Below are 23,714 nucleotides of genomic sequence, written 5' to 3' on the forward strand. Positions count from 1 at the left end.
GTAATCAGAACAAATGCATCTCAGCGTGAGTATGCGCCTGAAGTGAATCCGGCACACCAGATGACTCTAAACCTCCGGCCTCTAGCCAGCTTATAGTCTGTGCGTAAGCCCTCTGAAGCAGAAGCTCTGTTTGATTGAAGTCAAATACAGAAACACCTAGTGGGCACAGTGGAGCCACTACATGAATATTGGCACGTGAAGAGAAAAGTTCTATATCACGTACCAACTGTCGCATGCTCATCAGGTTTATGCTGTGTAAAGCTAACGCAACCAGGCCAATTGGTGGTTTGATACACGCACAACCAAAGCCTGTTGGCACTACAATGACCCGAGTCGCACCCAGCCCTATAGCACTTGCGATGGGTGTGTTACTTGCCACTCCACCGTCTATCAATAGCTTATCTGCGATCTGTACATAAGGAAATACCAATGGAATCGCAGCGCTGGCAAGTAACGCAAATTCGACATCACCACTGGACAAAAGGACTTCAGCGCCACTGAGCAAATCGGTGGTTACTATATGCAGTGGTAGCTGGGTATTTTCTATGAGTTTTACGGGTAGTGCCCGAGCTACCAATCGCTTCAATGCTGAAGGCTCAATCAGATAGCCTCGATGAGTGATCAGCGCAGTTAGGGTGTCCAGCATTGAAAGTGGAAATATATCTGTTCTTCGCAAACCGCGCCAGATATCGGCGAGCTCGGCTATACCTTCTTCAGTTGGTTTAGAAGCAAAATATGCGCCATTGATAGCGCCAACTGAGGCACCTACAACCATGTCGAACGATATTTTTGCTTCTACTAGCGCCCGGAGCATACCTACCTGAACAGCCCCTAAGCTGCCGCCTCCGGCGAGAACGAGTGCAGTTTTATTGTTTTTCATGCGGATACTCCATGTCATTTCAACTCGATTGATTTAACGACCAATCGTATTCAAGAAAGTCTAGTTGAATGCCTTGCTCTATTCGCTCCCGAACCGAAGGTTCATCAGTCAACAATTGGTCATTGAGACTCAGAAATTTTTCTAGAGACCCCCACTTACCCGCGAAGTCTTGACCATACCAATCAAATATTTTGGAAAGCTCCAATCTGCCGGTCTTGGGATTGAATCTGTTTCGGGTCCGGTCGCTGAGAAACCGTCTCTGTCCGTCCGCAAGTTGTGTGTCCAGTTGATTTGCATTAAATGCCTCATTACGAAGCGCAGGGCAGCCTATGGAAGCGCAATTTACCGCGAAATGAATACGAGGATCGTTATACACACCAGGTCGTCGGATCAAAGAATGTTCAAGATAGTCGAGACTTATGGTTTGCCCCAGAAGGGGAATAAACGCCTGACTCCATGGGCTCTGGAAGATACTACCAACATCCTTGATCGATTTGACTGGGTAGTGTTCGAGAACCAATTTAACGGTGAAAGCGTTGTACGCATTAAGAAGGAAAGCTAACTGTTGATATTTACTCCAGGCATCAAATTCTTGCCGGCTGACCGTTGACAGTTCATCTAAGAAATCTGTGAGGTCTTTTTCATCTCGCTTGAAGCCAGAGTAATCGACCTCGCTGGCAAGTCCGCCACGAACCCAGTGGACGTTATTCTGAAGCAATGTGTTCCATCTTAAATTTCGGTGGTCGTATGTTGTTTGTGCATGTGTCAGACCGCTAACACAAAGCAAAAACCCAATCATTAGATAGCGCATTATTTTACCTTTGAGGAAGTTGACGCTAACTTTTTTTAGCATAGAATTTGGCTAGACGAACTGCAGGAATACCTAATGCAAAACCGAGAGCGAGCACTCGGTTTTTTAGTGATCGACGCCACCAACCGTCGCGCTGCCAGCGACGAGGATTGACTAATAAACCTTGACTGACTTTATCGACTCTACCTAAACCTCGAAGTCCTTTGATGAGAGGGACCTCTTCGAACAATGGCCAGGAGGCATGTTGTCCCGCCGCCAAGTAAGCTGATCGTCGAACGAAAATACCTTGGTCACCATAGGGAACTCCGAACGTATTTCGCAAGTTGATTAGATACTCAAGCAGACGTCCTTGCCACTCAGGCTTGCCTGCAAAGCGAAAAGCAAAATAGCCCCCCATTGCACCATTCTGTAGAGCGATTCTTATATTGCCGATAGGATCACCAGTGAGCTTAGCATCAGCATGCAAGAACCACAGCAATTCAGATTCCGCCAAACTTGCACCGAAACGCAGTTGAAGCCCACGATTAGGTTGAGATGAAACCCATGTTGCATTGTGGTTCCGGCAGATTTCTCGACAGAGCTCACTATTTCCAGAATCGACGACTATCACCTGCAACTCAGTGAGACTTGTGAAAGAGCACTCAGCTAGTTCGGTGAGCAGTCTTGGAAGCTCCAGTTCATCATGCAAGCAAGGGATCACCACACTGAGGCGATTGTGGTTAGTCACAAAGTGCTCCTTTAAGGTCAGAAATCGCTTCAATCAATCGCAATCTTGCGGGACGCAAATCAAACTTTAAACTTGAGCGTAATATATCGAAGTCTATTGCTTCATCAATGTCGAAGCATTCACCGATACACACAACAGAGTGACCGTTATCTAGACAGGTGCTTCGAAGTGCACCTCCTAAACTCGCAGTACTCCACGGTAGATTTACTAGGCTTGGCCACGGTTTGGATGAGGCCATAAGCACAACACCTCCATCACGAGCGTTGATTAACACTGTATCGTGCTCACAGAGCGCGTTGAGCACATTTTGATAGTCTGTCAGCGTGATTGCCGGCGAATCACTACCAATGAAAATTAAACACTCATGGCTTTGAGTTCGAAGTGTCTGGTCAAGGGTATTTAATCGTTCACCGAGATTTCCTTGAGCTTGGGGTATGCATTGAGCAAAAGGTGCCCTCGATTTTGCCCAGCCGAGATGATCGGCATGATCAGGTGCAATTATGGTATTACCAGGCCATTGATACAGATCTTCAACACCACAGTCGAGCAAGCACTCAGCGACCACGTACGCACGCTCTATGCCTATCTGGGCTGCAAGCCGTTGCTTACCGAAACCTAGGGAGGGTCGCTTACAAACCAGCACCAGCGTTGGCGTCGGTGTAGGAGCCTGCTCGAAAAAGCTATGGGTCATACAGATCTCCGTCGTTTACGTTGAACAAAAAAGCCTCCATTCAACCCAGTATGGAGCGCGGCTATCTACATCAGATAGAAAAGGTTTGAAAATGTTACGGCCACAGTAAAAATTTCCGCTCTCTCCCCTCCCTCGCGCAGCTCAGTATGCTCTAAGGGCGGCTTACGGTCCTGCATCTTGTGAAAATGATAATGTCCGATTCAGAAGGACAAGAGCTAAAGACTGGCAGCAGATTCATCTCGCAATTTCGGCTGCACTAACATTGTAAGTGATTAACAGGTTGCCGCATTGCTGCACGCAAGGAGATCAGCCTAAATATCAACCTGAAATCGTGCTAATACACCAGTAAAGCAATAACGCGCAGCACCTGTCATAGCAGAATGAATATGTTGATGATTAATTAGCGAAAAACTATAACCATTAATTTACCCATCACGCGAACGCTGTATTGAGACCCTAAAGAATGGACAGTTCGGAAGTGCAATCTAGAAACATGATTAATTCAAACCCCAACACTACTAAAAGTCGAAAGAGAGTTAGTCTCAGTAACTCTAAAAAATAATGCACAACAAGCGAAATCTGTATACTGCTTGCGGGTCCACGTAGGTGGCCACCCACGCAGACGCACTATTGCGGCATCACCACGCAGGAGGTTTAGATTATACACACTTATTTTCCGCATCAATGTCATTGCTTGAAGCCTCCAAACTCAGTCGTCAGGCTTGCGGACAGACTTCAGTATGGAGTCTGTATCGACATATTCGTCATCGATAGAGATTTTTTTAAGTGTGTTTGAGGTTAACTCTAGCTGTTTTATATAAATGCGGCAGCGTGCACACATACTTAAATGCATAAGTACCCCGAGACGCGTTTTAAAGGTTAGTCGATGATCAATAATATCTGAGCCAAGTTCTGACATTTCGCGACACGTCAACATGTCCCTTCCTCCTCAAAGTGCTCAAGCATTGTATGCATTCGTTGTCGTCCACGGTGTAACAACACACGAATATTACCCTCTGCAAGACCCAATGAATGAGCAATTTCATTAAACTCAAGTCCTGCAAGCTCTCGCATCATGACTACCGATTGCTGATCACTTGGAAGCTTGTGCAAGTGCTTACGAATACATTCTTGCAACTCAGCTTCCGTAAGGATCTCCTCTGGCGTCTCATGGTGCCATTGCGATGGAGGCGTGCTCCAGGCCCCGTCTTCAGTGAAGCGTTGAGTTATAGGGGAACCAGGATCTACTCCCCAACTGTCTAGAGAAACCTCACGACTGTACTTGCGACGCATCGCTCTAGCCTCATTGAGCGCAATTCTCGCTAGCCACGTACGAAACGCCGATCTACCTTCAAATTTTTCAACAGCTGCAAAAGCTTTGATCCATGTCTCCTGAGCCACGTCATCAGCCAGATCACGACCGACCAAAGGGACCGTCATGGCAATCAAAAAACGATGATGAGCTTTGATTGCCGTCTCACACGCCGCTGGGTCTCCACGCTTTAAGCGTTGGATCATTTCCTGTTCGTCGTCCATCTCACTCTCCTAGTCATGGCGGTGCCAAGCATAGTGGCCAAATGAGCTACAGGACAATGCCCTCATCAATTGAGTGTTCCGAGGCAGGGTTTGTTACAGGTCATTTCTAAGGTTATAGAAATAACGGCATTAGCTGTAACGACGAGCTCGGCGCGTCATCCTATTCATGACAGTCACATCCGAAGGAGGATGACGTCATGAAAACGTATACAGGCTCCCTGAGACTTCTAACCATCGGGTTGATCATCGCGACAGGTGCTATGGCCCTTCAAACCCTGAGCGAACATCAACGCCAAGTCGCCGCTCAACACAGTCTTGCAGAGGGAGGTAGCGATCGATTGCTTGAGCAGCGCACAAAGGTCGCCGAGGGCGGTAGTGATCGGCTGCTTGAACGGCGTGAGAAAGTCGCTGAGGGCGGTAGTGACCGATTGCTTGAACGGCGTGAGAAAGTCGCTGAGGGTGGTAGTGACCGATTGCTTGAGCAGCGCGCGAAGATCGCCGAGGGCGGCAGCGATCGTCTGTTAGAGCGACGCCAACAACTATTCGAACGGCCACCAACAGAACTGGCGAGCTCCGCAAACCCGCAGACTTTAGTGGGGTGAGTAGCTTCCAGCGCTTAACCAATAGCCACTGCAGTGATAGGCATGTCAGCCCCTCATTCCAGCTGTAATCTAACACGCAGTGGCCATACAACAAGGCGTTTGTTTTGATAAAAAGACACAGGACATGCGAAGAATATTAATTTAATCCGAATTAATTACTCATCGGGGGATTTTCTTAGTCGGAATTAACGGACTATTTGGTGGTGTTTTGTCTTCCCTGTCGCGACGGCAGTCAGAAATTCTTGCACCTATGCTAGCAAATTTTTATTGAACCAGGCATGGCCCGTTAGGGGCTGTAATTTATTTCTCGTTTTTTTTGTAACAACAAACCAGCAGAATCATCTGACTAGCTGTGAGTGGCAACGAATGTCATTGCACCTAATTAGATTTTTGCCCGTCAGGAGAAACACAATGAAAAAATTTCAAGAATCCACGGTATCTCTGAAAATCGCCAAGCCTTTGGCTGCAATGGTATCTGCGGCAGTGCTTGCCGCATCCCTCGCTGGTCCAGTGATGGCTGCTACCCCTTGTAATCCTTGCGCGGCAAAAGCTCCCGCGGCAGCCATGGCAAATCCTTGTGCTGCAAAAAAACCGTGTGCTGCAAGCATGAAAACCACTAAAAACCCTTGTGCTGGTAAGAACCCATGCGCGGCAAAAAATCCGTGCGCAGCCAATCCTTGCGCCGCTAAGGCTCCTTGTGCAGCGAAGAAAAAATAACTTCGAGATAGAGGTTCAATAAGGGCATTCCTGCTCCGCGTCAAAGAAGCATTCGAGCATTTGACGTGCAATACAACTTGTCACACCGACATGGCCCGTATTCGAATACGGGCCATGTACGATATGACTTGGCGTCAATATTTTCTGTTATAAGCTTTTAGTAGAGTATTTTATTGGCTCGAAAAAATGGAAATTATCTCCGAGTACTCAACTAGACACCTTCAGCATAAAGCCGAATTTTTTCTGTCTTAAGATCACCCTGCCCGACAGTGCGACAATGGCCAGGTCTCGTCTGAACTTGAGACCTATTTAGTAAGCTACCGAGCTAATTGAGCATTTTGCACCAAAAAGATCAGCTCGCGAAACCTACTTGATCATTCCTTATAACCGACGATTCAGGAATTCGACTCAAAAGCCTCGCCAGGGTCGCTCACCCGACTAGGACGCTAAGCAACGTTTGATCCGTCGCAGCTAAACTCAGCCGCGATCGGTCGGCCGTCGTCTTGCCAGCGGTGGCTAATGACTTACCCTGATGATACTCATGCCACAATTAAGAATTTCTGCTTGTAACAAACCGCAGCTTGAGATCTCTAAAGCGCATAGGGCAAATAGTATAAGCAAATCACCGTAACCCAATCCTGACCTAAAGGAACTGACTCATGAATAAGACAATGACCTCCGCTACCTTGGCCTTGGCGTTGAGCGCCGCTTTAGCCGCTGCTGCAATGCCGACCATCGCCCACGCCGCTGACGGTGAAAAGTGTTTCGGTGTAGCCCTTAAAGGAAAGAATGATTGCAAGGCTGGCGCGGGCACGTCCTGTGCGGGAACCTCGAAAATCAACTATCAGGGTAATTCTTGGTCCATGGTACCCAAGGGGACTTGCGAACAAACGGCATCGCCCACTTCTCCAACTGGCTTTGGTCAATATCAGGAGTTCAAGGAAAAGAAAGCCTGATTAGTAATTAAACGGTCGCGGAGCGTTCCTATGATTCAATCTCCTAGCGATAGACTGTGCCTGGTGGATGCTGCCCATACAGCTTCCACCAGGCTGCCATGCCGTGCCGGTATCGGCTTGAAGCCTGAACACTTTCGCGAGGTAATTTCAGAGCAACCAGACTTAGGTTTCTTTGAGATCCATGCCGAAAATTACATGGTCGCAGGCGGGCCATTTCACCATTACCTGGAAATAATTCGATCGCGCTATCCACTGTCTATCCACGGCGTAGGTCTATCCATTGGTGGGCAAGCCCCACTTGATGAAGAACACCTCTCTCGGTTGGCCATACTGCTAAATCGCTACCAGCCAGAAGCATTCTCCGAACATCTCGCTTGGTCCAGTCATGGCGGCACGTACCTCAACGACCTGCTACCACTACCCTACACAGCGCTCAGTCTCTCGCACGTGTGTGAGCAGATAGACCGTGTGCAAGAGCGCTTGGGGCGGCCTATGTTGCTCGAAAACCCGGCCACTTACGTTCAGTACACAGCCTCGACCATGACCGAAAGTGAGTTTATAAACCAAGTCATACGTCGTACTGGCTGCGGGCTCTTGCTCGATGTCAACAATGTACATGTATCCAGCGTCAATCACGGAGGTGATGCACGAGAGTACATCTTAGGTTTGCCTCTCGACGCAGTGGGTGAAATTCACTTGGCAGGGTTTGCTGAGGAGGTAGACACGAAAGGAGCGCCGCTGCTAATTGACAATCATGGCGCGCCGATTGCGAAAGTTGTGTGGGAACTCTATGCATTTACCTTGGGGTTGACTGGCCCGAAACCGACCTTGATCGAACGCGACAATGATATCCCTGAATTAAGGGTGTTACTGAGCGAAGCTCAACAAGCCGACGCAATCACTCGGCGGCTATTTCCGGCCCTGCCATCCCCTACAGAGCCAAAGAAGGCATCTGTATGAGCGCTCACGATGATTTTGCTGAAAGCTTAATGCAGGAAGCGGCCGTTTGCCCGTCAGGCTTAACTACCTGGAACGGCTCTGACCCGTCCCAGCGTTTTGCGGTTTACAGAAATAACGTCATTGTTTCCCTAATCGATGCTTTGGCCGATACCTTCCCCGTCACCCAAGCACTCGTCGGAGAGGCGTTTTTCCGCGCTATGGCTGGTCAGTTCGTGCGCGCCCATCCTCCCCGCTCACCAGTACTAACCTTGTACGGTGACTTGTTCCCTAGCTACGTGTGTGACTTTGCACCAGCTTCCGCGCTGCCTTATCTGGGAGATCTTGCACGCCTAGAAGTAGGCTATGTACAGACCTACCACGCAGCTGAGGAGGGGTCTTTAGCGATATCAGAACTGTCTAAGTTGTTAAGCAATGAAATGACCCTGTCACAGGTGCGTTTCACTCTGCATCCATCTATCAATGTAGTGCGTTCGCGATATGCCGTGGTTTCTCTCTGGGCGGCCCATCAAGATCTGTCGCCGGAGAACACCTTAGGGAGCATACACCCGGATGTTTCTGAAGCAGCCATGCTAATTCGTCAAGATTTAGATGTAGTAGTTGTCCGCATAGAACACGGTGCTGCGGAGTTCATCGAAAATTTGCACCGCGGTGCTGTCTTCGCTGATGCGGTTTCTACGGACGTCCCTTTTAACCTTGAGACGACATTGGCGCTGATGCTCCGCTACGGTGCCATCATTCGTTACAATATTTAGGAATAGTTCTCAATGCATGAAGCCCGCGTAGTGAAACTGATCAAATGGTTTATTGAGCAATTTGAGCGTACGCCTTATTGGTTGATCGCCTTGCTAGGACGCTTTTCTATTGCGGCCATTTTCTGGAAATCTGGAGAGACCAAAGTGCAAGGCCTAGCTCTCGACATAGTATCTGGAGAGTTTCAATTCGGGCTGCCAAGATTGGCTGAGTCGGCGGTGCTTTTGTTTAAAGAAGAGTATCGACTACCGTTGATTGCTCCCGAATCGGCGGCCATCATGGCGGCTTTTGCGGAGCATTTCTTCCCATTAATGATCTTAATTGGCTTAGCCACGCGTTTTTCCGCTCTGGCCTTGTTGATCATGACGCTGACTATCCAGCTGTTGGTCTATCCGGATGCGTACCCTACCCATGGTGTATGGGCCACGGTGCTGTTGCTGTTGCTGGCGAAAGGTCCTGGTGCTGTTGCTCTGGATCACTTCATTGCACGGAAATTCAGCCGATAAATGCCGCAAGGAAGTGCACCAGCCTCATGGAGCGACAACGACATGCATAAAGAAACACTGCGATGAGCATTCGACAACGCCTGACGATCAGCTATGCCATCGTCCTCATATTTCTTTTGGCCATCGTCCTCATCAGTCTGCAACGTTTCGACCTGCAGGCTCAGAGCATGCACGACGTGGTCGAAGGGGATGCCGCGCGTGCCGAGCAGGCCTCAGCCATCAACCTGCACGCTGAAACGGCTGCTAGTCGCTTACTTTTGCTCTTCGTCCTTGAAGACCGCGAACAGCGTACCGCCATCTATCAGGAGATCGACGCGCAGAACACCGAGATCGATCAAGCGCTGCGGGGATTTCGCGCATTGATGACCGAACCTGAGTCGCAGGCTATGCTCGCCCGCCTGGAAAGCCTGCGCAAGGACTACGAAATGCACTTCAGTGCCACTGTAGAGGAGCTGGAAGTGGGCGAGCGAGCCTCGGCCGTGCAGCTTATGACGGGGCCGACCCGCAGCGCACTCAATGCACTGTTGACGCAAACGACGGCAATGGCGGAGCAGCAACAACTGTCCATGCACGCACGCCAGACATTGGCAATGCAGGCATCCGAACGCTCAATCCAGTTGGTGCTCGCCCTGGGCTTCAGCGCGTTGATCGCAGGTCTGCTGATGGCCATTTATATGACCCGCAGTATCACTCAACCTTTGGATCGCGCGCGAATGGTGGCAGACCGGATTGCCGTTGGCGACCTCAGACACACGATCGACAATGCCGGCAACGATGAAATCGGCAAACTGTTGGCAGGCATGCGCAGCATGAGCGGGCGCCTGCGCACGTTGATCGGCTCGATCCTGAGCAGCGCAGCAAATGTAGACTCGGCGGCCGAGCAACTGCAGGTCCCAGCAGCCAAGGTCAAAGTGGACTCGGCACTGCAGAGCGAACTGGCGGGGTCTATCGATCGCTCCATCGGCCAGTTATCCCAAGGTATCGGCACGATGGCGGGCAACGTTTTGACCGCCCGCAACCAAGCCCTCAAGGCCCGTGATCTGGCGCAGGAAGGTGCTCAAGCCATCACCGTGGTTGCCGCGGAAATCGCCCAGATCGCCACGGCCGTCGACGGCTCGGCCCAATCGGTCGCCAGGCTCGGTCTGAGCGCCAAAGAAGTCGCAGGAGCGGTCAGCCTGATCCGCCAAATCGCCGATCAAACTAACCTCCTGGCGCTGAATGCCTCTATCGAAGCAGCAAGGGCCGGCGAGAGTGGTCGAGGCTTCGCGGTCGTCGCCGATGAAGTGCGTACTCTGGCCAATCGCACCGCGGATGTCACCGGAGAGATTGACCGAGTGATGACATTGATCAATCAACAGACCCAGAATGCGGCCCGTGATATCGACGCGGGCAAGCGCGGTATGGAGCACGGCATGGACTTGATACAGAGCATTGCCGTCCCGCTGGAGGCGTTACAGATCGATGCCCAGGATTCCCTCGACAACCTTGAACAACTGACTGAACTGGCGGCTGACCAGTCCCGGGAAAGCGAGGCGATTGCTGGCAACGTGCGCACCATCGTCGAGATGGCCAGGACCAACAAACAGGCTACCGATCAGCTTGCAACGGTCACCGACGAACTCTTGCAAACAGCCGCAAAATTACAGTCCTCGGTTGCCGCCTTTCGCCTGTAGTCGGGCGCAAGGAAGCCCTGCTTAGTAAGGAGGCACACCAGCATGATCGGCTTCACCCTGAAGCGATTCGCCCAGTTCGCCTCAATCCGCAACCGCTTGATCCTGGCGTTCTCCGCACTGCTCGGGCTTTTGCTGGCCCTCTCGGTGATGACCTCACATCGCCTCGAGACACTGGGCGCCAGCATGCACGAGTTCGTCGATCAGCCCGCCCGACTCGTCCTACTCGCCGAGCGCGCGAACCAGCACTCGCAATACGCCGCCATCCAGCTTCTGCGCCTTTTGCAAACCCCCGACCGGGATCAACGAATCCCTCTTTATGCGCAGATGGACGCGGCCATGACGGCATCGGATGCTGCAATTGCCAGCCTTGCGCATGCGGACAGTCGGGCCTACTCGCAATCTCAAATCGCCCAGGCTACCGAGTTGCGTCAACGCTATGGTGTCTTGTTTCAGGAGACGGTCGAGCTTATCGAAATCCAAGGCCTGACTCAGGCTCAAGCGCACTTTGAACTGTACACAGCCCCTGCACTGAATGCGCTACTGGATGTCACATTGCGCCTGACGGAGCGTCAACAAACACTGATGAACCTGGAGGTTGAGCATTTTGAGCAGTCCGCCACTGCCACACGCCTGCAAATAGTCGCGATTACGGCCAGCGCGCTGGTACTCGGCGCTCTGCTGGCCTTGTTGATCTCGCGCTCCATCGTCATACCCATAGGTGAAGCGGTCGCCGTGGCAGAAACAATCGCCGCGGGCAATTACAACGAGAACATTCCTCGCGGTAGAGGCCCGGAAATGCAGGTATTGCTGCGAGCGCTGGCGTTGATGCGCAAAAACATCGTGATCCACGAGGAACGGATAACCCGCCTGGCCTATGTTGATAGCTTGACCGACCTACCCAACAGGGCACATTTCATGGAGGCGCTTGCCACGGCCAGCGCAGGTGAACATGGCGCCCTGATAATCCTCAATATCGATCGCTTCGCACCAATTAACAATGCCCTAGGTCATGCAGTGGGCGACCGTATGCTTAGTGAAATAGCCGCCCGCCTGCTCGCCTGCGTTGCCGCGTCCCACCTGGTTGCTCGACTTGGCGGTGATGAGTTCGTCATTCTGTACGAAGGCAGCGATAAATCCGCCATTTCCGGGTACATACAGATGATTCTGGACGCGCTACGCAGGCCGATGCGGCTCGATGGCCAGCGACTGGATATCGACGTAAGCCTGGGCGTAGTGTTTTATCCAGACGATGGTAATGACCCCACCGCCTTGCTCAGGCGCGCCGACCTGGCAATCAAGGCGGCCAAACGCCGGCACGACAGTTATGCATTTGCCGCGGAATTCGAAGACGTGGTGCAGCATGAGCAACTCACGTTACTCGGCGAGATGCGCGATGCCCTGATGCGAAATGAATTCGTCATTTATTACCAGCCAAAATTGAATCTTGCCAACGCTCGCATCAGCGGGGTTGAAGCACTGTTACGCTGGCAACATCCGATCAGGGGGCTGATTACACCTGATCTGTTTATCCCGTTTGCAGAGCAAACCGGCTTCATTCGCGAGATCACGCCCTGGCTGATTCGTGAGGTGGTTGGCCACGCCACGCAGTGGCGGCGCGACGGATTAGAGATCGTGGCCTCGGTCAACATATCAGCACTCGACCTGCTTAACCCAGCACTCATCAATAAGGTACAACAGCTGCTAATCCAGACGTCCTTACCAGCTGAAATGCTCTGTCTCGAAATCACTGAAAGCGCCCTGATGGACGACCCCGAACTGGCACACACGCACCTGCTCGCCCTCGCTCGGCTGGGCGTCAAGCTTTCGATTGACGACTATGGTGCCGGCAATGCCTCACTGTCCTATGTAAGAACGCTGCCGGTCCATGAACTGAAGATCGATCGATCCTTCATCACCCAGGTTGACCAACAACGAAAAAGTGCCGCTATCGTGCGTTCGACCATCGTGCTGTGCCGTGAGCTCGGCTTATCGGTTGTCGCCGAAGGCGTCGAAACAGCCAGCGAACTGGATTGGCTGAAGATCAATCACTGTGATCTGGTACAAGGGTTTGGCATCTGCCGCCCGATGCCGGTGCACGAGCTATATGGCTGGCTGGAAATTACCCACGCGGGGTCTCAGGAACGGTAGCTGGCAGGTCGGAGATACAGGTAGAGAGCGACAGCAAGACATTCTAGTGTTCTGTCTAAGAAAAAACGTTCTCTTTACGCTGTGATGCCATCGCCTCTCGTGCACGCTGGATCTTGCTCAATATCTCTTCCCCTTTTGCACTCCAGCCGTATCGGCTCGGCAGAGCATTTTGTAACGCTAAGAACGTAGTAACGGAGCTGGCTAGTTCACGTATCGAACTGAAGCTACCGTCACGCAAGAAAACGGTGATATCTCGGAAGAAGCGTTCACACAACCGGCAAAGCACAACGAACTTCCCGACACTATCCTCACCGGGACCAGGCTGAAAATCATCCCGCTGGATTGCGCTGAGCCCAATATCGCACAGGCGCTGATTGACCAGATCAGCCGGCTACTGCCGCGCATCAAGATCACCGAACTGCTGATGAACTTGGATGAATTGACGGGCTTCACCCGTCACTTCTCGCACCTGAAGGATGGCGCACAGGCGAAAGACCGGACGCTACTGCTAACGGCGATCCCGAGCGATGCCAGCAACCTCGGCCCGATCAAGGTGGCCGAGTCGAGTCCGAGCATAACCTACGCCAAGCTGTCCTGGTTGCAAGCCTGGCGCATCCGTGACGAAACCTACCCGACGGCCCAGGCCCTACAGCAGGAGAAAGCGCTCCGCGCTGCCGACCCGGGCTGACAGAACATCGCCTCGGCATGCGCGTACGATGCCGCTGCACAGTCCGCGTAGCAACGTCTCCAGCCCCCCGAGGATGGACGGTATGCGCAGTAACCTCCAGGTACAGCGCGTACGCCACCAGCGTCCCCATTTAGCGCGATGTTGGCATCTGTTGATCGCTGGGACCCTGGTCGTGTTGGCGACAGCGATGCGGCAGAGCAGGATGTGCGCCGTCTGCGTTAGGGCAATACCGATGCTGTGCACCTCATCGAGCCAGCGCAACGCCTTGACCCGTGCGGGCCCACTGACTATCACCGGGCCGGAGCGCTTTTATTCCAGCGGGGGAGCTATGGTGCCTTCGGCCACTACCAACGGATCGTGGAGGCGCTGCGGCCGTGGTGAGCCAGAGCTGCCGGCAACCTTCCGCACGGCCGTTCCCACCGTTGATAGCCTAGTCCTGATAGTAAGGGGCAAGTGCCGCCGATGGAATCACATGTTTAGAGCCCGCTTGCAAGCAAGAACATAAAGCAGAAATATCCTCTTGAAGGGCCATCGCCTCGTCCCAGATGCTGTCGATATCGCTGGTAGCTACGGTAAGAGGCAAGCCCTCCGTTACGGTCATGGCCATGGCATACAGACGCAAGAGGTTGTCCCGAATGCTGCCGACCCCTCCTATTTCGGCCAGGCAGGCATCCAGCCGGTCCACCACGTCAAGCAATTGAGAGGGCTCATAGCTCTCGCGCAGGGAATCTAGTGCCTGGGAATCAACTTCCCCATAGGGTGTCACTCGAAACGAAGCGGGCGGGATGTGCATCAGTTCGTCTCCTCAACAGTGCTAGTGGGTATCTGCTGCCCACGAACTGAACCCGCCGCCTGCTGGGAAATGGAGTCCTTGATCCAGGGTTCCGGCGGGCGCTTGAGTTTCAGGTTGAACTCACCAAAGCGTTTGACGTTGCTGGTCAGGTAGGGACTCAGGAAGGATACGTCCTCATCGGTAAACTGCCAGCCATCACGGGCGAGCTTCTGCAGGATGCGCATCATGTCGACGGTGTTTTGCAGAATCACCGAGGAGGCGACCATATCGTTGTAGCGCAGGCGCTTCTGCTGCTCATTCGGATCGTTCTCGGCGATGACATCGCCGCCGAAGGACCGCCACTTCGAGAAGCCGTTGTAGGACTCGATTTTGTTGGTGTTGGCGGTCACCTCCTGGCGCAACTCACGGCTGCCGATCCAGTTGATCAGGAAGATCGTGCGGATCACGCTGCCCAGTGCCTGCGCGGCGTGGTAGAGCTTGTTGCGCCGGCTGTAGGAGCCGAGTTTGCGTAGCAACATTGGCGAGGAAATCTTGCCGGCCTGGATGGACAGCGCCACCTGCATCAGGTCCTGCCAGTGGGTTTCGGTCAGGTGCCAGTCGGCGGTGTCGGTGAATAGGCGGTTGATGTGCTTGTATGAGACACCTCGATCCGGCCGGCACATCACCAGGTCGCGCCAGTTACGGATGCGCGGCATCAGGTTGATGCCCAACAGGTGGGTGAAGGCGAACACCGTGGCCGACTGGCCCTGGGTGTCGGAGTAGACTGTATCGACCTCAACACTATGATCCGCCTTCAGCAGCCCCTCAATGACATATATAGCTTCCCAGATGCCCGGCGGAATGAAGTGCTGGAATAACGCGATGTAGTTGTTGGCGACGTGCCGGTACGCCACGGCGCCCATTTTTCGATAGCGGAAATGGTAGCCGGCCAGCAGGTTGTCGTCGTAGAAGTCGAACTGGGCGCCATCCGCGGCCACCGCCTTGTCCTGCTTCTCCAGTGACAGGTGACGGCGGTTGGTGTACGACAGCATGTGCGGCGTGACATTGCGGGCTAGGTGGCGAGCTGCTTGGTTGGGGCCCAAGTGCAGCCCAGGGCGAAAATCGTCATCAGGTAGCGTCCGGCCGGTTCCTTGAGCTTCGGCTCATTGCCGGTCATGGGCCCGAAATGCCGGGTGAACTGAATCCAGTGCTCAATGTTGGCCATGATGTCGAGCACATGCCTGGCCGGCATGCGTTGGGTAATGGCGGTCTGCAGTGAAATGGCCGAGGGCGGGATATCGCGTGCCATCACCCGTCGCAGCACCGGCTCGCCGCCGTCGTTGATCGAGACATCACCGCGGCGGGACGGGAACTTGTCATCCAACTGCTGCGCGGTCTCTTCCAGTTGGGCCTTGAACGTGGCAACAAAGTCCTTGGCGCTACTCGGCAGACCAACCTTTTCGCAGTACGCCGGTAGACGAGCGAGACATTCCTCCCAGGGCAGTAGTTGCTTTCGGTAGTCCGCGAAAGACTCCGAGCCAATGACACACAGGTCACCTGATCGCAGCTCACTGGCCAGGTGAGAGAAGACACCGACCTCCAGGTAGCGCCGGTTGGTAGCAGGCCCCTCACTGGCCGAGCGACGCACGACCTTCGCCCAGCGATCGGACGCGAACGACAAGTCGACATGGTCATCAATCCACTCACGGGGCAGATTCTCGTTGTCCTGAACGAGCTCCAGAGCCTGGATCAGCGAGCGATCCTGCGTGGTGGGTTCCAGTTGGAGGATATGGCTGAGCCGGAACAGGAGCGAACGGTGGGATTTGAAGTGCTGCCAGATCAGCGGAAGGTCGTTGTTACCGCCGGTAGCCTGCACCTCGGCACAGGTTTCTCGCAGGCGATCATGATTGCCGTCGGGTGAGAGGTATTCCCGGATCAGACTGCCGGCCTCCTGATTGTCCGGCTCCTGAGCCAGAATCTCCAGTACGCCATCCAGCGTGGCCACGAACTGTTCAAGTTTCCTCCTGCCTGAGCTGGATCTGTTCCGGTTCTTCCTTGGCACGCTTGTATATGGTGGAAAGCCGCCGAACGAACATCTCTGCCAAGTGATCTCGGGTACGAACCTGCATGCGGTAGATCAGGGCCAGCACCAAGGTGTAGCGCTTCGGCAGGGAGCAACCTTTCAGCTCCGCGACGTCCTACGCTGCGGCCTGGGCGGCAAAATGACGGATCTTGGAATCCACGATGCCATCGAAGATGACGTCCAATTCGCCGAATGCTTCGAGCCAGGTCAGGTGGTCGATCAGCACCTCCAGATGCTTGCGGGACGGTTTCTTTGGCGTTTGCTTCAAGGCGTTGAAGTCGCTTTGGCGACGACCGAAATCGGTGTCAAGAAGCTCTCTTAGACGGTAGATCACATCAATCGGGGCTCTATCGACGACACAATTGAAAATTTTTTCCTGGAGAGCAACTTGCGCATCTTCAGCCGCCTCATTGAGCGTCGAATAGGTAGGCAGTTCGTAGCCTCGCTCAAGCAGCACGCCAATCAGGACATTGACGACGTCAACACGTTAATCAAGGACCACTACCGCTTCGTGGGCAGTTTCCTCTGCGATTTTTAGGGCATCGCTCCCATAAAACGGGGTGATCTGTAGATATTGACGGATAGCTGTCTGATGACGATACAGGGTTCGGAGGTTCGCATAGCGAGGAACTATGCGTACCCCGTATCAGTGCATCCTGTTCAGGATCGCTCGCAAAATGCTCTTGGGCCTTGATGTAGGCCTCGATTTGAGGCGTCCGCAGCTTACTGTTGCCTAAAATGTTAACGGCAGTGTCGGTAAAGTAATTCATGAAAAACTCTCTGGCGTTTTTCGAGCATCCACGCCAAAACCGCCGCTCGGACGAGCAGCATGCACTTGTGCAGATTGCGATAGAAAGAGAACTGTCGGCAGCAACGAAGCTGGGGCGGGCATCGAAATATCCTTATTTCTGAATCAGCTGGATCAACCAAGGTGGTCTAGAGGGCTGAACACGCTTTTTTATCATAATAGCCGAATGATATTGCTCAAGGTGCCTGAAATTTTCGAGCCTCTTCATGCTGACACTACGCCCGCCACACGCATGTCTGGTAACGCAGGTGCAGCGGCAAAGACACTAAGGAAAATCCCGCTCTCGGTGCGCCCGTCCAGGCTTCGCTCACGCTGGCCAGGTCGCCGAACTCAAACTAAATGGACTCATCCTCCGAAGCTTTCAGATGAAACAGCCCCTTGACCTTGGTCTGGAGCGTTTTCGCGATGGCCTGCTCTTCTTCAAGAGTTGTGCCCGCCTCAAGATGCATGGTTATTCTGCCATGTGTACTTGGGCTGCCTGGCACTTTGACCGGCTCACAAACAATGGAGACCGGTGCTTCGTCCAACGCGTGTTCGGTGGGTGCGAGCTCCCTGACGATGTATTGGTAAACGGCGGAGATTGGCTGCTATGTGATGGTGTCCCGTCAACCTGAGGATGGCGCAGAGTTTTCTCCTTAACGGAAGGCTGTCGGCTAAACAGCCGACGGACCACTGCCGGCAGTAGGTCCTCCGCCAACAAAACGGGACCAAATTCGGCGGCCGCCGCGCCGTGCAACCGGCCACCCGCAGCGGCGCTGGAAAAGGCGGTCACTGCTTGGACAAACAGGCCCAGAATAATTCCACCCAAGACGTCACCCGAGCCGGCGGTGGCCAGTGTTGAAGGCGCGTTGGCGTTGATCCGAGTGGTATTACTCCCAATGCATTTTGACTCGGATGCCGACGCCATTTTGACCCACCCCAGCAGTCTGAAAGCGAAACTCAACAACGAGTTCGGGGTTCGAAACTGTGTCAATCGGATTAGACCCGCCCGACGAACGGGCTTATTTATCACGTTGAGACGGTATCGCAATGGGGGCAGCTTCCTGACTCTTCAATTCTGATAAGTGCTCCACCTCCTGGTTCAGATTTTCGTCGTCGATCTCTCGCGGGCTTACGGGGGCGATCCGGTCGGCGAGCGCTAAGGCTAGGACCAGCACTATAAATCCAAGTATCACGGGGAATGACCCCCGCCAAAATATTATGCGTCGGCGGCGTTGGTGTGTGTTCATTTGTCACCACCGTACAGCTGGATAGCTGGTGTAAAGCGAGACTGCCTCGCTGAATGACCTTATGGGAAAAGTAGCTACTGCTCTTCGCGATAGCCAACCGCCTGGCGTTTCGTTTCCGACTTGCGCCTCAAAATACTCCCTCTACACTGACGTCAGCTGAAGGATCAGCCCCCTGTGTGTGAAAAAACAGCCCGCCCATGCGGGCTTTTCATTCATGGGTTATGACTCCCCCTTCAAACCCTTCCATTGTATGAGTACAGATCGAACATCTCTTGGTAGCTCGTGCTCGGTATCCTACCACTCGACCATCAAGGAATAGCTTCCGTTTCAGATTCATAAAGAAATGCAGTCCATGCCTCAAATGCCTGCTTTTGTCGTTTAACAGCTTCGCTCCAAGGGTCGCCAGTAACTCTCCCTGCTGATACCAGCATCATCTCTTGGTTTGTAGCAGCATCGAGCCCTACCAAAAGATGGTGAGACTTGAATCGAAAATCATCGATATTGATCATGAAGTAATCGCTCCAAGATAGGATAGACCCGACACTACGAGTCGCTATGTCCTACGTGTCAGTGTGGCACCAAGCTATTGACTTTGTGCGTTGAGAGGACAGTTGGTGACTCTAAAAGGGTAGCGGTAGGGGTTCAAGCAGGTAACTGCCATCCCTACCGCGACCTCTAAAAGGACTGACATTAACCGATTTTTAGCGGCGCCCATCACCTACGCCAGCCCGATCTAGTCGCGGGGTCATCCTTGATCAAATCAGCAGTGGTGCTGGGACGTTCCCGGAAAACTAACTGTAAACGCTAGTCGAAAGATTTAGCGGATCTGTTGCATCGATCGATTGAATATGCACTCCTAAGAAGCACAGAGCTCTGTGCTAGTTACGCTGGCTTGCTCCGATTTAATTGGTCAACGCTGCAACCTACACTGCGCCAATGAGTATCGGATCCAATACGACACGGCGTATTCAATCTGGGTAGCTGCTCGTAAAAATTTTACGCAAAATTTACGGGTTATTGAGGTTGAGCATTCGATACTGCGCGCCGCTAATTTGGCAGGTTACTTTTATGTCCCTCGCAGCAATGCAGCTTATCGGCTTCATCTTAGGCATTTTTCTGATCACGCTGGCTGTGAGCATGGTTATTCCCATGATCACGCTCGTGGCCTATGAGCGCAGCGACGACCTGTCAGCTTTTCTCTGGTCGAGTTTAATTACCTTCATCTGTGGCCTCCTGTTGATCCTACGGGGACGCCCAGATACTGCCCAGCTTCGTCCAAGGGATATGTACCTACTGGCAGTTGGGTAGTGGTGTGTTCCTTCGCTGCGTTGTCAATGGTGTTCATCAGTCACATCAGCTACACCGACGCTTTCTTTGAAACGATGTCTGGTATCACAACCACGGGATCAACTGTTCTGAGTGGTTTGGATACAGCTTCACCGGGATTACTGATCTGGCGCTCGATGCTTCACTGGCTGGGCGGGATCGGCTTCATTGGCATGGCTGTAGCGATCCTTCCACTGTTGCGAGTGGGTGGCATGCGTCTTTTCCAGACAGAGTCCTCAGACTGGTCGGAGAAAGTGACGCCACGTTCCCATGTGGCAGCCAAGTACATCCTCTTTCTCTATCTAGGGCTCACCGGTGCCGGAGCACTGGCACTCTGGGTCGCCGGGATGACGCCGTTTGAAGCGGTCAATCACGCAATGTCGTTGATCTCTACTGGGGGATTCTCAACATCGGACGCTTCACTTGGGCATTGGACACGGCCAGCGATTCACTGGGTAGCTGTGGCCATCATGATTCTGGGTAGCTTGCCCTTTACTTTGTACGTCACAACATTACGCGGTCATCGGCGTGCGGTACTGAAGGATCAGCAGGTACGCGGATTTCTTGGATTCTTGATTGTCACCTGGCTGGCTGTGGGTACATGGCTATACTTTCACAGCGACTACGGATGGTGGGATGCGTTTCGTATCGTGGCAGTCAATGTAACCTCGGTTGTCACGACCATCGGAGTCGCGGTTGGCGATTACACCTTATGGGGCAGCTTCGCTGTCTTGCTCTTTTTCTACCTGACCTTCGTCGGTGGATGCTCAGGCTCGACGGCTGGTGGCCTTAAAATCTTCCGCTTCCAAGTGGCTGCCACCCTACTCGTGAGTAGTTTGAAGCAACTGATCCATCCTCGAGCGGTGATCCAGAAGAAATACAATGGTCATCCCATTGACGAAGAGATCTTGCGCTCACTTTTGACCTTCTCATTTTTCTTCACCATCACCATTGCCATAATCGCCTTGGGGCTGGCGCTGATCGGGCTGGATTGGACGACGGCTTTGAGTGGCGCCGCTACTGCGGTTTGCAATGTCGGGCCGGGCCTGGGTACGATCATTGGGCCGGCCGGTAATTTCTCATCGTTACCTGACTCCGCGAAATGGTTACTGACCATTGGCATGCTACTGGGACGGCTGGAAATCCTTACTGTGTTGGTGCTCGTAACTCCAGTTTTTTGGAGATATTGACCGTTCTTACTATTGGGCTGTTTACACAGTGCTGACTGGCTAAGGCCACTTTCAAAAGGGTATGGATGACTAAGATTGAAATATCACTTAGCATTCGGAAAGTGCATTTCGCGCAATCTCACACCTTAAGGACGCTATCCATGTCTCGTTTGGCTGAATTTCGCAAGCTTGAACAACAACTCGCCGAACAGCTCGCAGAGCTCGAGTCAATGAAAAGCGATTCAGGCTTGAAGCAAGAAATGGAGTTTGAAAGCAAGCTCCGCGCACTGCTGGGTGAGTATGGCTTTAGTCTTCGGAACGTCATCAACCTGCTTGATCCTCAGGCAAGTCATCGGTCCCCAGTCACTGCCGCACCGAAAGTATTCCGTAAAGCGCGCAACGTGAAGATTTACAAGAACCCGAATACTGGTGAACTGATCGAAACCAAGGGCGGTAATCACCGGGAACTGAAAGAATGGAAAACAGAGTTCGGTGCAACCGTTGTTGAGTCGTGGCGTACTCAGTAAGATCGTTTTATACAAAGGGCCCTGCATGGGCCCTTTTTTTGGCCTAGGGAACCATGGCTCGGCGAGCCCTATGGGAGCTTCTGTCGCTATGCAGTCTAGAGAAGGTACCTATTTGGTAACTTGCCGCTCGTGTGACGTGAGCGCGACGGGACATCACATTCTCGGCTAGAAGTAGCTGGACTGGTCGTGGTTGAAGCAGACTGGACATGCAGCCGTCCACTGTTTTTCAGCTCTCAACTACAGTGATAAGTCCTTTTGGCTAGGACATATGGTTGTGAACCTATCAATCTCTCGGTCAAGGGGCATTTTTGATTTGAATTTTAGGTCTTTGACCTTTTGTATTTCACAAGGGTTATGAAGTGGGGTAGGTATGAGATTTTTTGACTGGCTGTTCAAAAATAAAACTGAATACCAGTCCCGCGTAGGTGCGCCCGCAGCCAAGGCTCAGACGATTGACCTGGGCAGGATTTTGATGACTGTCAATTCACTCAACTATCGCGGCCTCTACCATTTTTCCAAGTCGAAAAGCTGGGCTCTCTCATGGAGAGATTGGGACCCAATCTCTAGCAAGGGGGGGCAACGCGACAGTGGGCTTGGAGAGTACGTTTTAGTCGACGTTTCACGTGATATTGTATCCGCGCATGGAAAAATGCCTCGTCCCAACAACGGTTCTATTGCTGATAATGGCTCGTTCAGTCTGGAAGATTGGCATTTCGGAAGCGCACTTTCAGGAACCTTCAGAGTCTTCGATAGCAATGGCGTCCCTGTCGTAACCAAAGAGTTGACGGCCAATATTCTTGATAGCGGTATTTCAAGAAATGGCAAACTCGCGTTCTGCATAACGGCCAACAGCCCGACAGATCACGCCAATAAGCTCTTCCTGTTCGATCTGGGAACTGGCACAGAGCTGTTCTCCATCACGCCACGAACGGCTGGCACGGATAGCTATAGTTTCGATGAGGAAGGGACACTCCTGATTGTCGATGTTATGGGGGTGGGTAAATACAGGTACGACAAGAACGGTGTTTTTCTCGATGCCGATAAGCTAGATGGAGCGAACCTATGCTCATCACAGTACGACCGGATCATTCTCGCTGCTGACAGGATCCTGGGAGAGCCTGGCCTCTCGGAAGCAGGTGTTCGCACGGTTCTGAAAGCCATAACTCGTGCCAGGTCCATAGGCGCCGATGCCAACCCTTCGTGGAAGCCAATGGCATTGAAGGCTCAAGGTCTAGCGCACGAAATACTGGGCCAGCACCTTGAAGCTATTCAAGTATATGAAGAAGCTATCACCCTGAATCCAAAAATAGGGGTGAAGCGTAAACTAGATGCGCTTAAGAAAATGGTGGGTTAAACAGGTCTCACACTCCGATCAGACGCGATCACGCCTTGATGACTCGCTGTACTGGATCTTTCGGTTACAGCGTATGGGCAGTGTGGTGACTTATAAGTACTGAATTGATCTTGGATTCGTAGACACATGTGATTGATCGCTTTTGACAGATCGTCACTAAGGAGCATGCTAGTCAGTAGCAATGCAATTACGCAGTCACTCGTCAATCCCGTTCAATTCGCAATACTCCTCCCAGTCCATTTCTACCATTTCTACCATTTCTGCCACTTCTCGATGAAACTCTAGGGTCAGACTTTTGAGTTCTTCAGGAGACTCCGAAATCAGTGTAAGCGTTAGCTCCCACACCTCGATCCCCAAACGTGTTGCCTCTTGCTCAAACGCTGACTCGATGCACAATTTTCTTTCGTTCAGACTCAGCCTCTGGACCGCATCATTGAGTGATGAGTTGCCGTTGAGGAATTTCGCGAGCGCTAGCTCTGTTCGTATATCATCTGAGTTCATCAGCTTCTCCAGCACATCCTTCTGGGTATTTTTGCCTCGGTGTAACAGGGTATCGGCCATGGTTCGGCAATTTCGGTCTCGTCAAGACTGCCGAGGTTCATTTTAGTAAAAAACAGATGCATCTGTATCCCACCAACGCTTTCACCAACTGCCAGGCTCACCCTCCTGTAGCGCAATCAATGGCCGACTTCCGAGCTTCTTGACCGTAATCGTACAGATCCAGTCTTCCGATGATGGTGCCCACAGAAATTGGCGGGCTCCGGTTGGAGTAAATGACTTATCCGGTTAGTCTTGCACGCA

General features: G+C 52.5%; 22 protein-coding genes and 5 pseudogenes. 14 read left to right on the top strand and 13 right to left on the bottom strand.

Annotated features, from left to right (window positions below; all coding sequences use genetic code 11):
- Nucleotides 1-4 precede the first annotated feature (4 nt).
- From AC07ZE_RS29410 to AC07ZE_RS29435, 6 genes are all read right to left on the bottom strand, one after another.
- Complete coding sequence (locus tag AC07ZE_RS29410) at nucleotides 5-880, bottom strand: patatin-like phospholipase family protein (RefSeq protein WP_138739452.1); 876 nt, start codon at nucleotides 878-880, stop codon at nucleotides 5-7.
- Between the two features lie 19 nt (nucleotides 881-899).
- Complete coding sequence (locus tag AC07ZE_RS29415) at nucleotides 900-1,691, bottom strand: DUF547 domain-containing protein (RefSeq protein WP_137808381.1); 792 nt, start codon at nucleotides 1,689-1,691, stop codon at nucleotides 900-902.
- Nucleotides 1,692-1,716: 25 nt separating this feature from the next.
- Nucleotides 1,717-2,418 (bottom strand): glycosyltransferase, encoded by a 702-nt coding sequence (locus AC07ZE_RS29420; protein WP_207267915.1) that lies wholly within the window; start codon nucleotides 2,416-2,418, stop codon nucleotides 1,717-1,719.
- Nucleotides 2,411-3,109, bottom strand: coding sequence for a TIGR04282 family arsenosugar biosynthesis glycosyltransferase (locus AC07ZE_RS29425; protein ID WP_207267916.1), 699 nt, complete (start codon nucleotides 3,107-3,109; stop codon nucleotides 2,411-2,413). Before AC07ZE_RS29425 ends, AC07ZE_RS29420 begins: the two co-directional genes overlap by 8 nt.
- A gap of 709 nt (nucleotides 3,110-3,818) precedes the next feature.
- Nucleotides 3,819-4,046, bottom strand: coding sequence for a zf-HC2 domain-containing protein (locus AC07ZE_RS29430; protein WP_404940907.1), 228 nt, complete (start codon nucleotides 4,044-4,046; stop codon nucleotides 3,819-3,821).
- Nucleotides 4,040-4,645 carry an RNA polymerase sigma factor gene (locus AC07ZE_RS29435; RefSeq protein ID WP_057978313.1) on the bottom strand — a complete coding sequence of 202 codons (606 nt, stop codon included), beginning with the start codon at nucleotides 4,643-4,645 and terminating at the stop codon, nucleotides 4,040-4,042. The genes AC07ZE_RS29430 and AC07ZE_RS29435 overlap by 7 nt, the downstream gene beginning before the upstream one ends.
- Nucleotides 4,646-4,842: 197 nt before the next feature.
- Between AC07ZE_RS29435 and AC07ZE_RS29440 the strand changes: the two genes are divergently transcribed.
- From AC07ZE_RS29440 to AC07ZE_RS29480, 9 genes and pseudogenes are all read left to right on the top strand, one after another.
- Nucleotides 4,843-5,247 carry a phage infection protein gene (locus tag AC07ZE_RS29440; protein WP_138739451.1) on the top strand — a complete coding sequence of 135 codons (405 nt, stop codon included), beginning with the start codon at nucleotides 4,843-4,845 and terminating at the stop codon, nucleotides 5,245-5,247.
- A 411-nt stretch (nucleotides 5,248-5,658) separates the two neighbouring features.
- On the top strand, nucleotides 5,659-5,964 hold the full coding sequence (locus AC07ZE_RS29445) for a hypothetical protein (protein ID WP_202879051.1): 306 nt from the start codon (nucleotides 5,659-5,661) through the stop codon (nucleotides 5,962-5,964).
- 659 nt (nucleotides 5,965-6,623) lie between these two features.
- A complete protein-coding gene (locus AC07ZE_RS29450) occupies nucleotides 6,624-6,920 on the top strand; it encodes a BufA1 family periplasmic bufferin-type metallophore (protein ID WP_057978306.1) in 297 nt (98 codons plus the stop codon).
- Between the two features lie 30 nt (nucleotides 6,921-6,950).
- Nucleotides 6,951-7,880, top strand: coding sequence for an MNIO family bufferin maturase (gene bufB / locus AC07ZE_RS29455; RefSeq protein WP_082631606.1), 930 nt, complete (start codon nucleotides 6,951-6,953; stop codon nucleotides 7,878-7,880).
- Nucleotides 7,877-8,632 (top strand): HvfC/BufC N-terminal domain-containing protein, encoded by a 756-nt coding sequence (locus AC07ZE_RS29460; protein WP_057978304.1) that lies wholly within the window; start codon nucleotides 7,877-7,879, stop codon nucleotides 8,630-8,632. The genes bufB and AC07ZE_RS29460 overlap by 4 nt, the downstream gene beginning before the upstream one ends.
- 12 nt (nucleotides 8,633-8,644) lie before the next feature.
- On the top strand, nucleotides 8,645-9,136 hold the full coding sequence (locus AC07ZE_RS29465) for a DoxX family protein (RefSeq protein WP_057978301.1): 492 nt from the start codon (nucleotides 8,645-8,647) through the stop codon (nucleotides 9,134-9,136).
- A gap of 62 nt (nucleotides 9,137-9,198) precedes the next feature.
- Nucleotides 9,199-9,954: pseudogene (locus AC07ZE_RS29470) on the top strand (MCP four helix bundle domain-containing protein); the annotation flags it as partial.
- Nucleotides 9,946-10,809: a methyl-accepting chemotaxis protein gene (locus AC07ZE_RS29475; RefSeq protein WP_372242194.1), complete on the top strand. Its 864-nt coding sequence runs from the start codon at nucleotides 9,946-9,948 to the stop codon at nucleotides 10,807-10,809. The pseudogene AC07ZE_RS29470 and the gene AC07ZE_RS29475, both read left to right, overlap by 9 nt.
- Nucleotides 10,810-10,851: 42 nt before the next feature.
- The gene (locus AC07ZE_RS29480) at nucleotides 10,852-12,957 is read left to right on the top strand and encodes a putative bifunctional diguanylate cyclase/phosphodiesterase (protein WP_494990435.1); all 2,106 of its coding nucleotides are present in this window, start codon (nucleotides 10,852-10,854) and stop codon (nucleotides 12,955-12,957) included.
- Nucleotides 12,958-13,012: 55 nt separating this feature from the next.
- Here AC07ZE_RS29480 and AC07ZE_RS29485 read toward each other — a convergent pair.
- Nucleotides 13,013-13,231: pseudogene (locus AC07ZE_RS29485) on the bottom strand (IS630 family transposase); the annotation flags it as partial.
- A gap of 3 nt (nucleotides 13,232-13,234) precedes the next feature.
- Here AC07ZE_RS29485 and AC07ZE_RS29490 point away from each other — a divergent pair.
- Nucleotides 13,235-13,603, top strand: a pseudogene (locus AC07ZE_RS29490) (Tn3 family transposase); the annotation flags it as partial.
- A 472-nt stretch (nucleotides 13,604-14,075) separates the two neighbouring features.
- Here AC07ZE_RS29490 and tnpC read toward each other — a convergent pair.
- Nucleotides 14,076-14,438: a Tn3 family transposase post-transcriptional regulator TnpC gene (gene tnpC / locus AC07ZE_RS29495; protein WP_137808211.1), complete on the bottom strand. Its 363-nt coding sequence runs from the start codon at nucleotides 14,436-14,438 to the stop codon at nucleotides 14,076-14,078.
- Nucleotides 14,438-17,146 (bottom strand): annotated as a pseudogene (locus AC07ZE_RS29500) (Tn3 family transposase); the annotation flags it as partial. The gene tnpC and the pseudogene AC07ZE_RS29500, both read right to left, overlap by 1 nt.
- 122 nt (nucleotides 17,147-17,268) lie before the next feature.
- On the opposite strand from AC07ZE_RS29500, the gene AC07ZE_RS29505 reads away from it, so the two are divergent.
- Entirely contained in the window at nucleotides 17,269-17,412 is a 144-nt protein-coding gene (locus AC07ZE_RS29505) for a hypothetical protein (protein ID WP_171017159.1), read from the top strand.
- Between the two features lie 231 nt (nucleotides 17,413-17,643).
- Here AC07ZE_RS29505 and AC07ZE_RS29510 read toward each other — a convergent pair whose 3' ends face one another.
- The 3 genes from AC07ZE_RS29510 to AC07ZE_RS29520 all read right to left on the bottom strand — a co-directional run bounded on the left by AC07ZE_RS29510 (nucleotide 17,644) and on the right by AC07ZE_RS29520 (nucleotide 19,046).
- Nucleotides 17,644-17,835, bottom strand: coding sequence for a hypothetical protein (locus AC07ZE_RS29510; protein ID WP_171017158.1), 192 nt, complete (start codon nucleotides 17,833-17,835; stop codon nucleotides 17,644-17,646).
- Nucleotides 17,760-18,215: an NAD(P)H-hydrate dehydratase gene (locus tag AC07ZE_RS29515; protein ID WP_137808224.1), complete on the bottom strand. Its 456-nt coding sequence runs from the start codon at nucleotides 18,213-18,215 to the stop codon at nucleotides 17,760-17,762. The genes AC07ZE_RS29510 and AC07ZE_RS29515 overlap by 76 nt, the downstream gene beginning before the upstream one ends.
- A 630-nt stretch (nucleotides 18,216-18,845) precedes the next feature.
- Nucleotides 18,846-19,046 (bottom strand): hypothetical protein, encoded by a 201-nt coding sequence (locus tag AC07ZE_RS29520; protein ID WP_137808213.1) that lies wholly within the window; start codon nucleotides 19,044-19,046, stop codon nucleotides 18,846-18,848.
- A 559-nt stretch (nucleotides 19,047-19,605) separates the two neighbouring features.
- Here AC07ZE_RS29520 and AC07ZE_RS29525 point away from each other — a divergent pair.
- The 3 genes and pseudogenes from AC07ZE_RS29525 to AC07ZE_RS29535 all read left to right on the top strand — a co-directional run bounded on the left by AC07ZE_RS29525 (nucleotide 19,606) and on the right by AC07ZE_RS29535 (nucleotide 22,913).
- A pseudogene (locus tag AC07ZE_RS29525) lies at nucleotides 19,606-21,053 on the top strand (TrkH family potassium uptake protein).
- 140 nt (nucleotides 21,054-21,193) lie between these two features.
- A complete protein-coding gene (locus AC07ZE_RS29530) occupies nucleotides 21,194-21,559 on the top strand; it encodes a histone-like nucleoid-structuring protein, MvaT/MvaU family (RefSeq protein ID WP_137808214.1) in 366 nt (121 codons plus the stop codon).
- 370 nt (nucleotides 21,560-21,929) lie between these two features.
- On the top strand, nucleotides 21,930-22,913 hold the full coding sequence (locus AC07ZE_RS29535; RefSeq protein WP_238347427.1) for a tetratricopeptide repeat protein: 984 nt from the start codon (nucleotides 21,930-21,932) through the stop codon (nucleotides 22,911-22,913).
- Between the two features lie 195 nt (nucleotides 22,914-23,108).
- Here the strand turns inward: AC07ZE_RS29535 and AC07ZE_RS29540 are convergent, their stop codons facing one another.
- Nucleotides 23,109-23,474: a DUF6388 family protein gene (locus AC07ZE_RS29540; protein WP_372242193.1), complete on the bottom strand. Its 366-nt coding sequence runs from the start codon at nucleotides 23,472-23,474 to the stop codon at nucleotides 23,109-23,111.
- Nucleotides 23,475-23,714 lie beyond the last annotated feature (240 nt).

It is taken from the genome of Pseudomonas sp. GW101-3H06 (assembly GCF_059424605.1).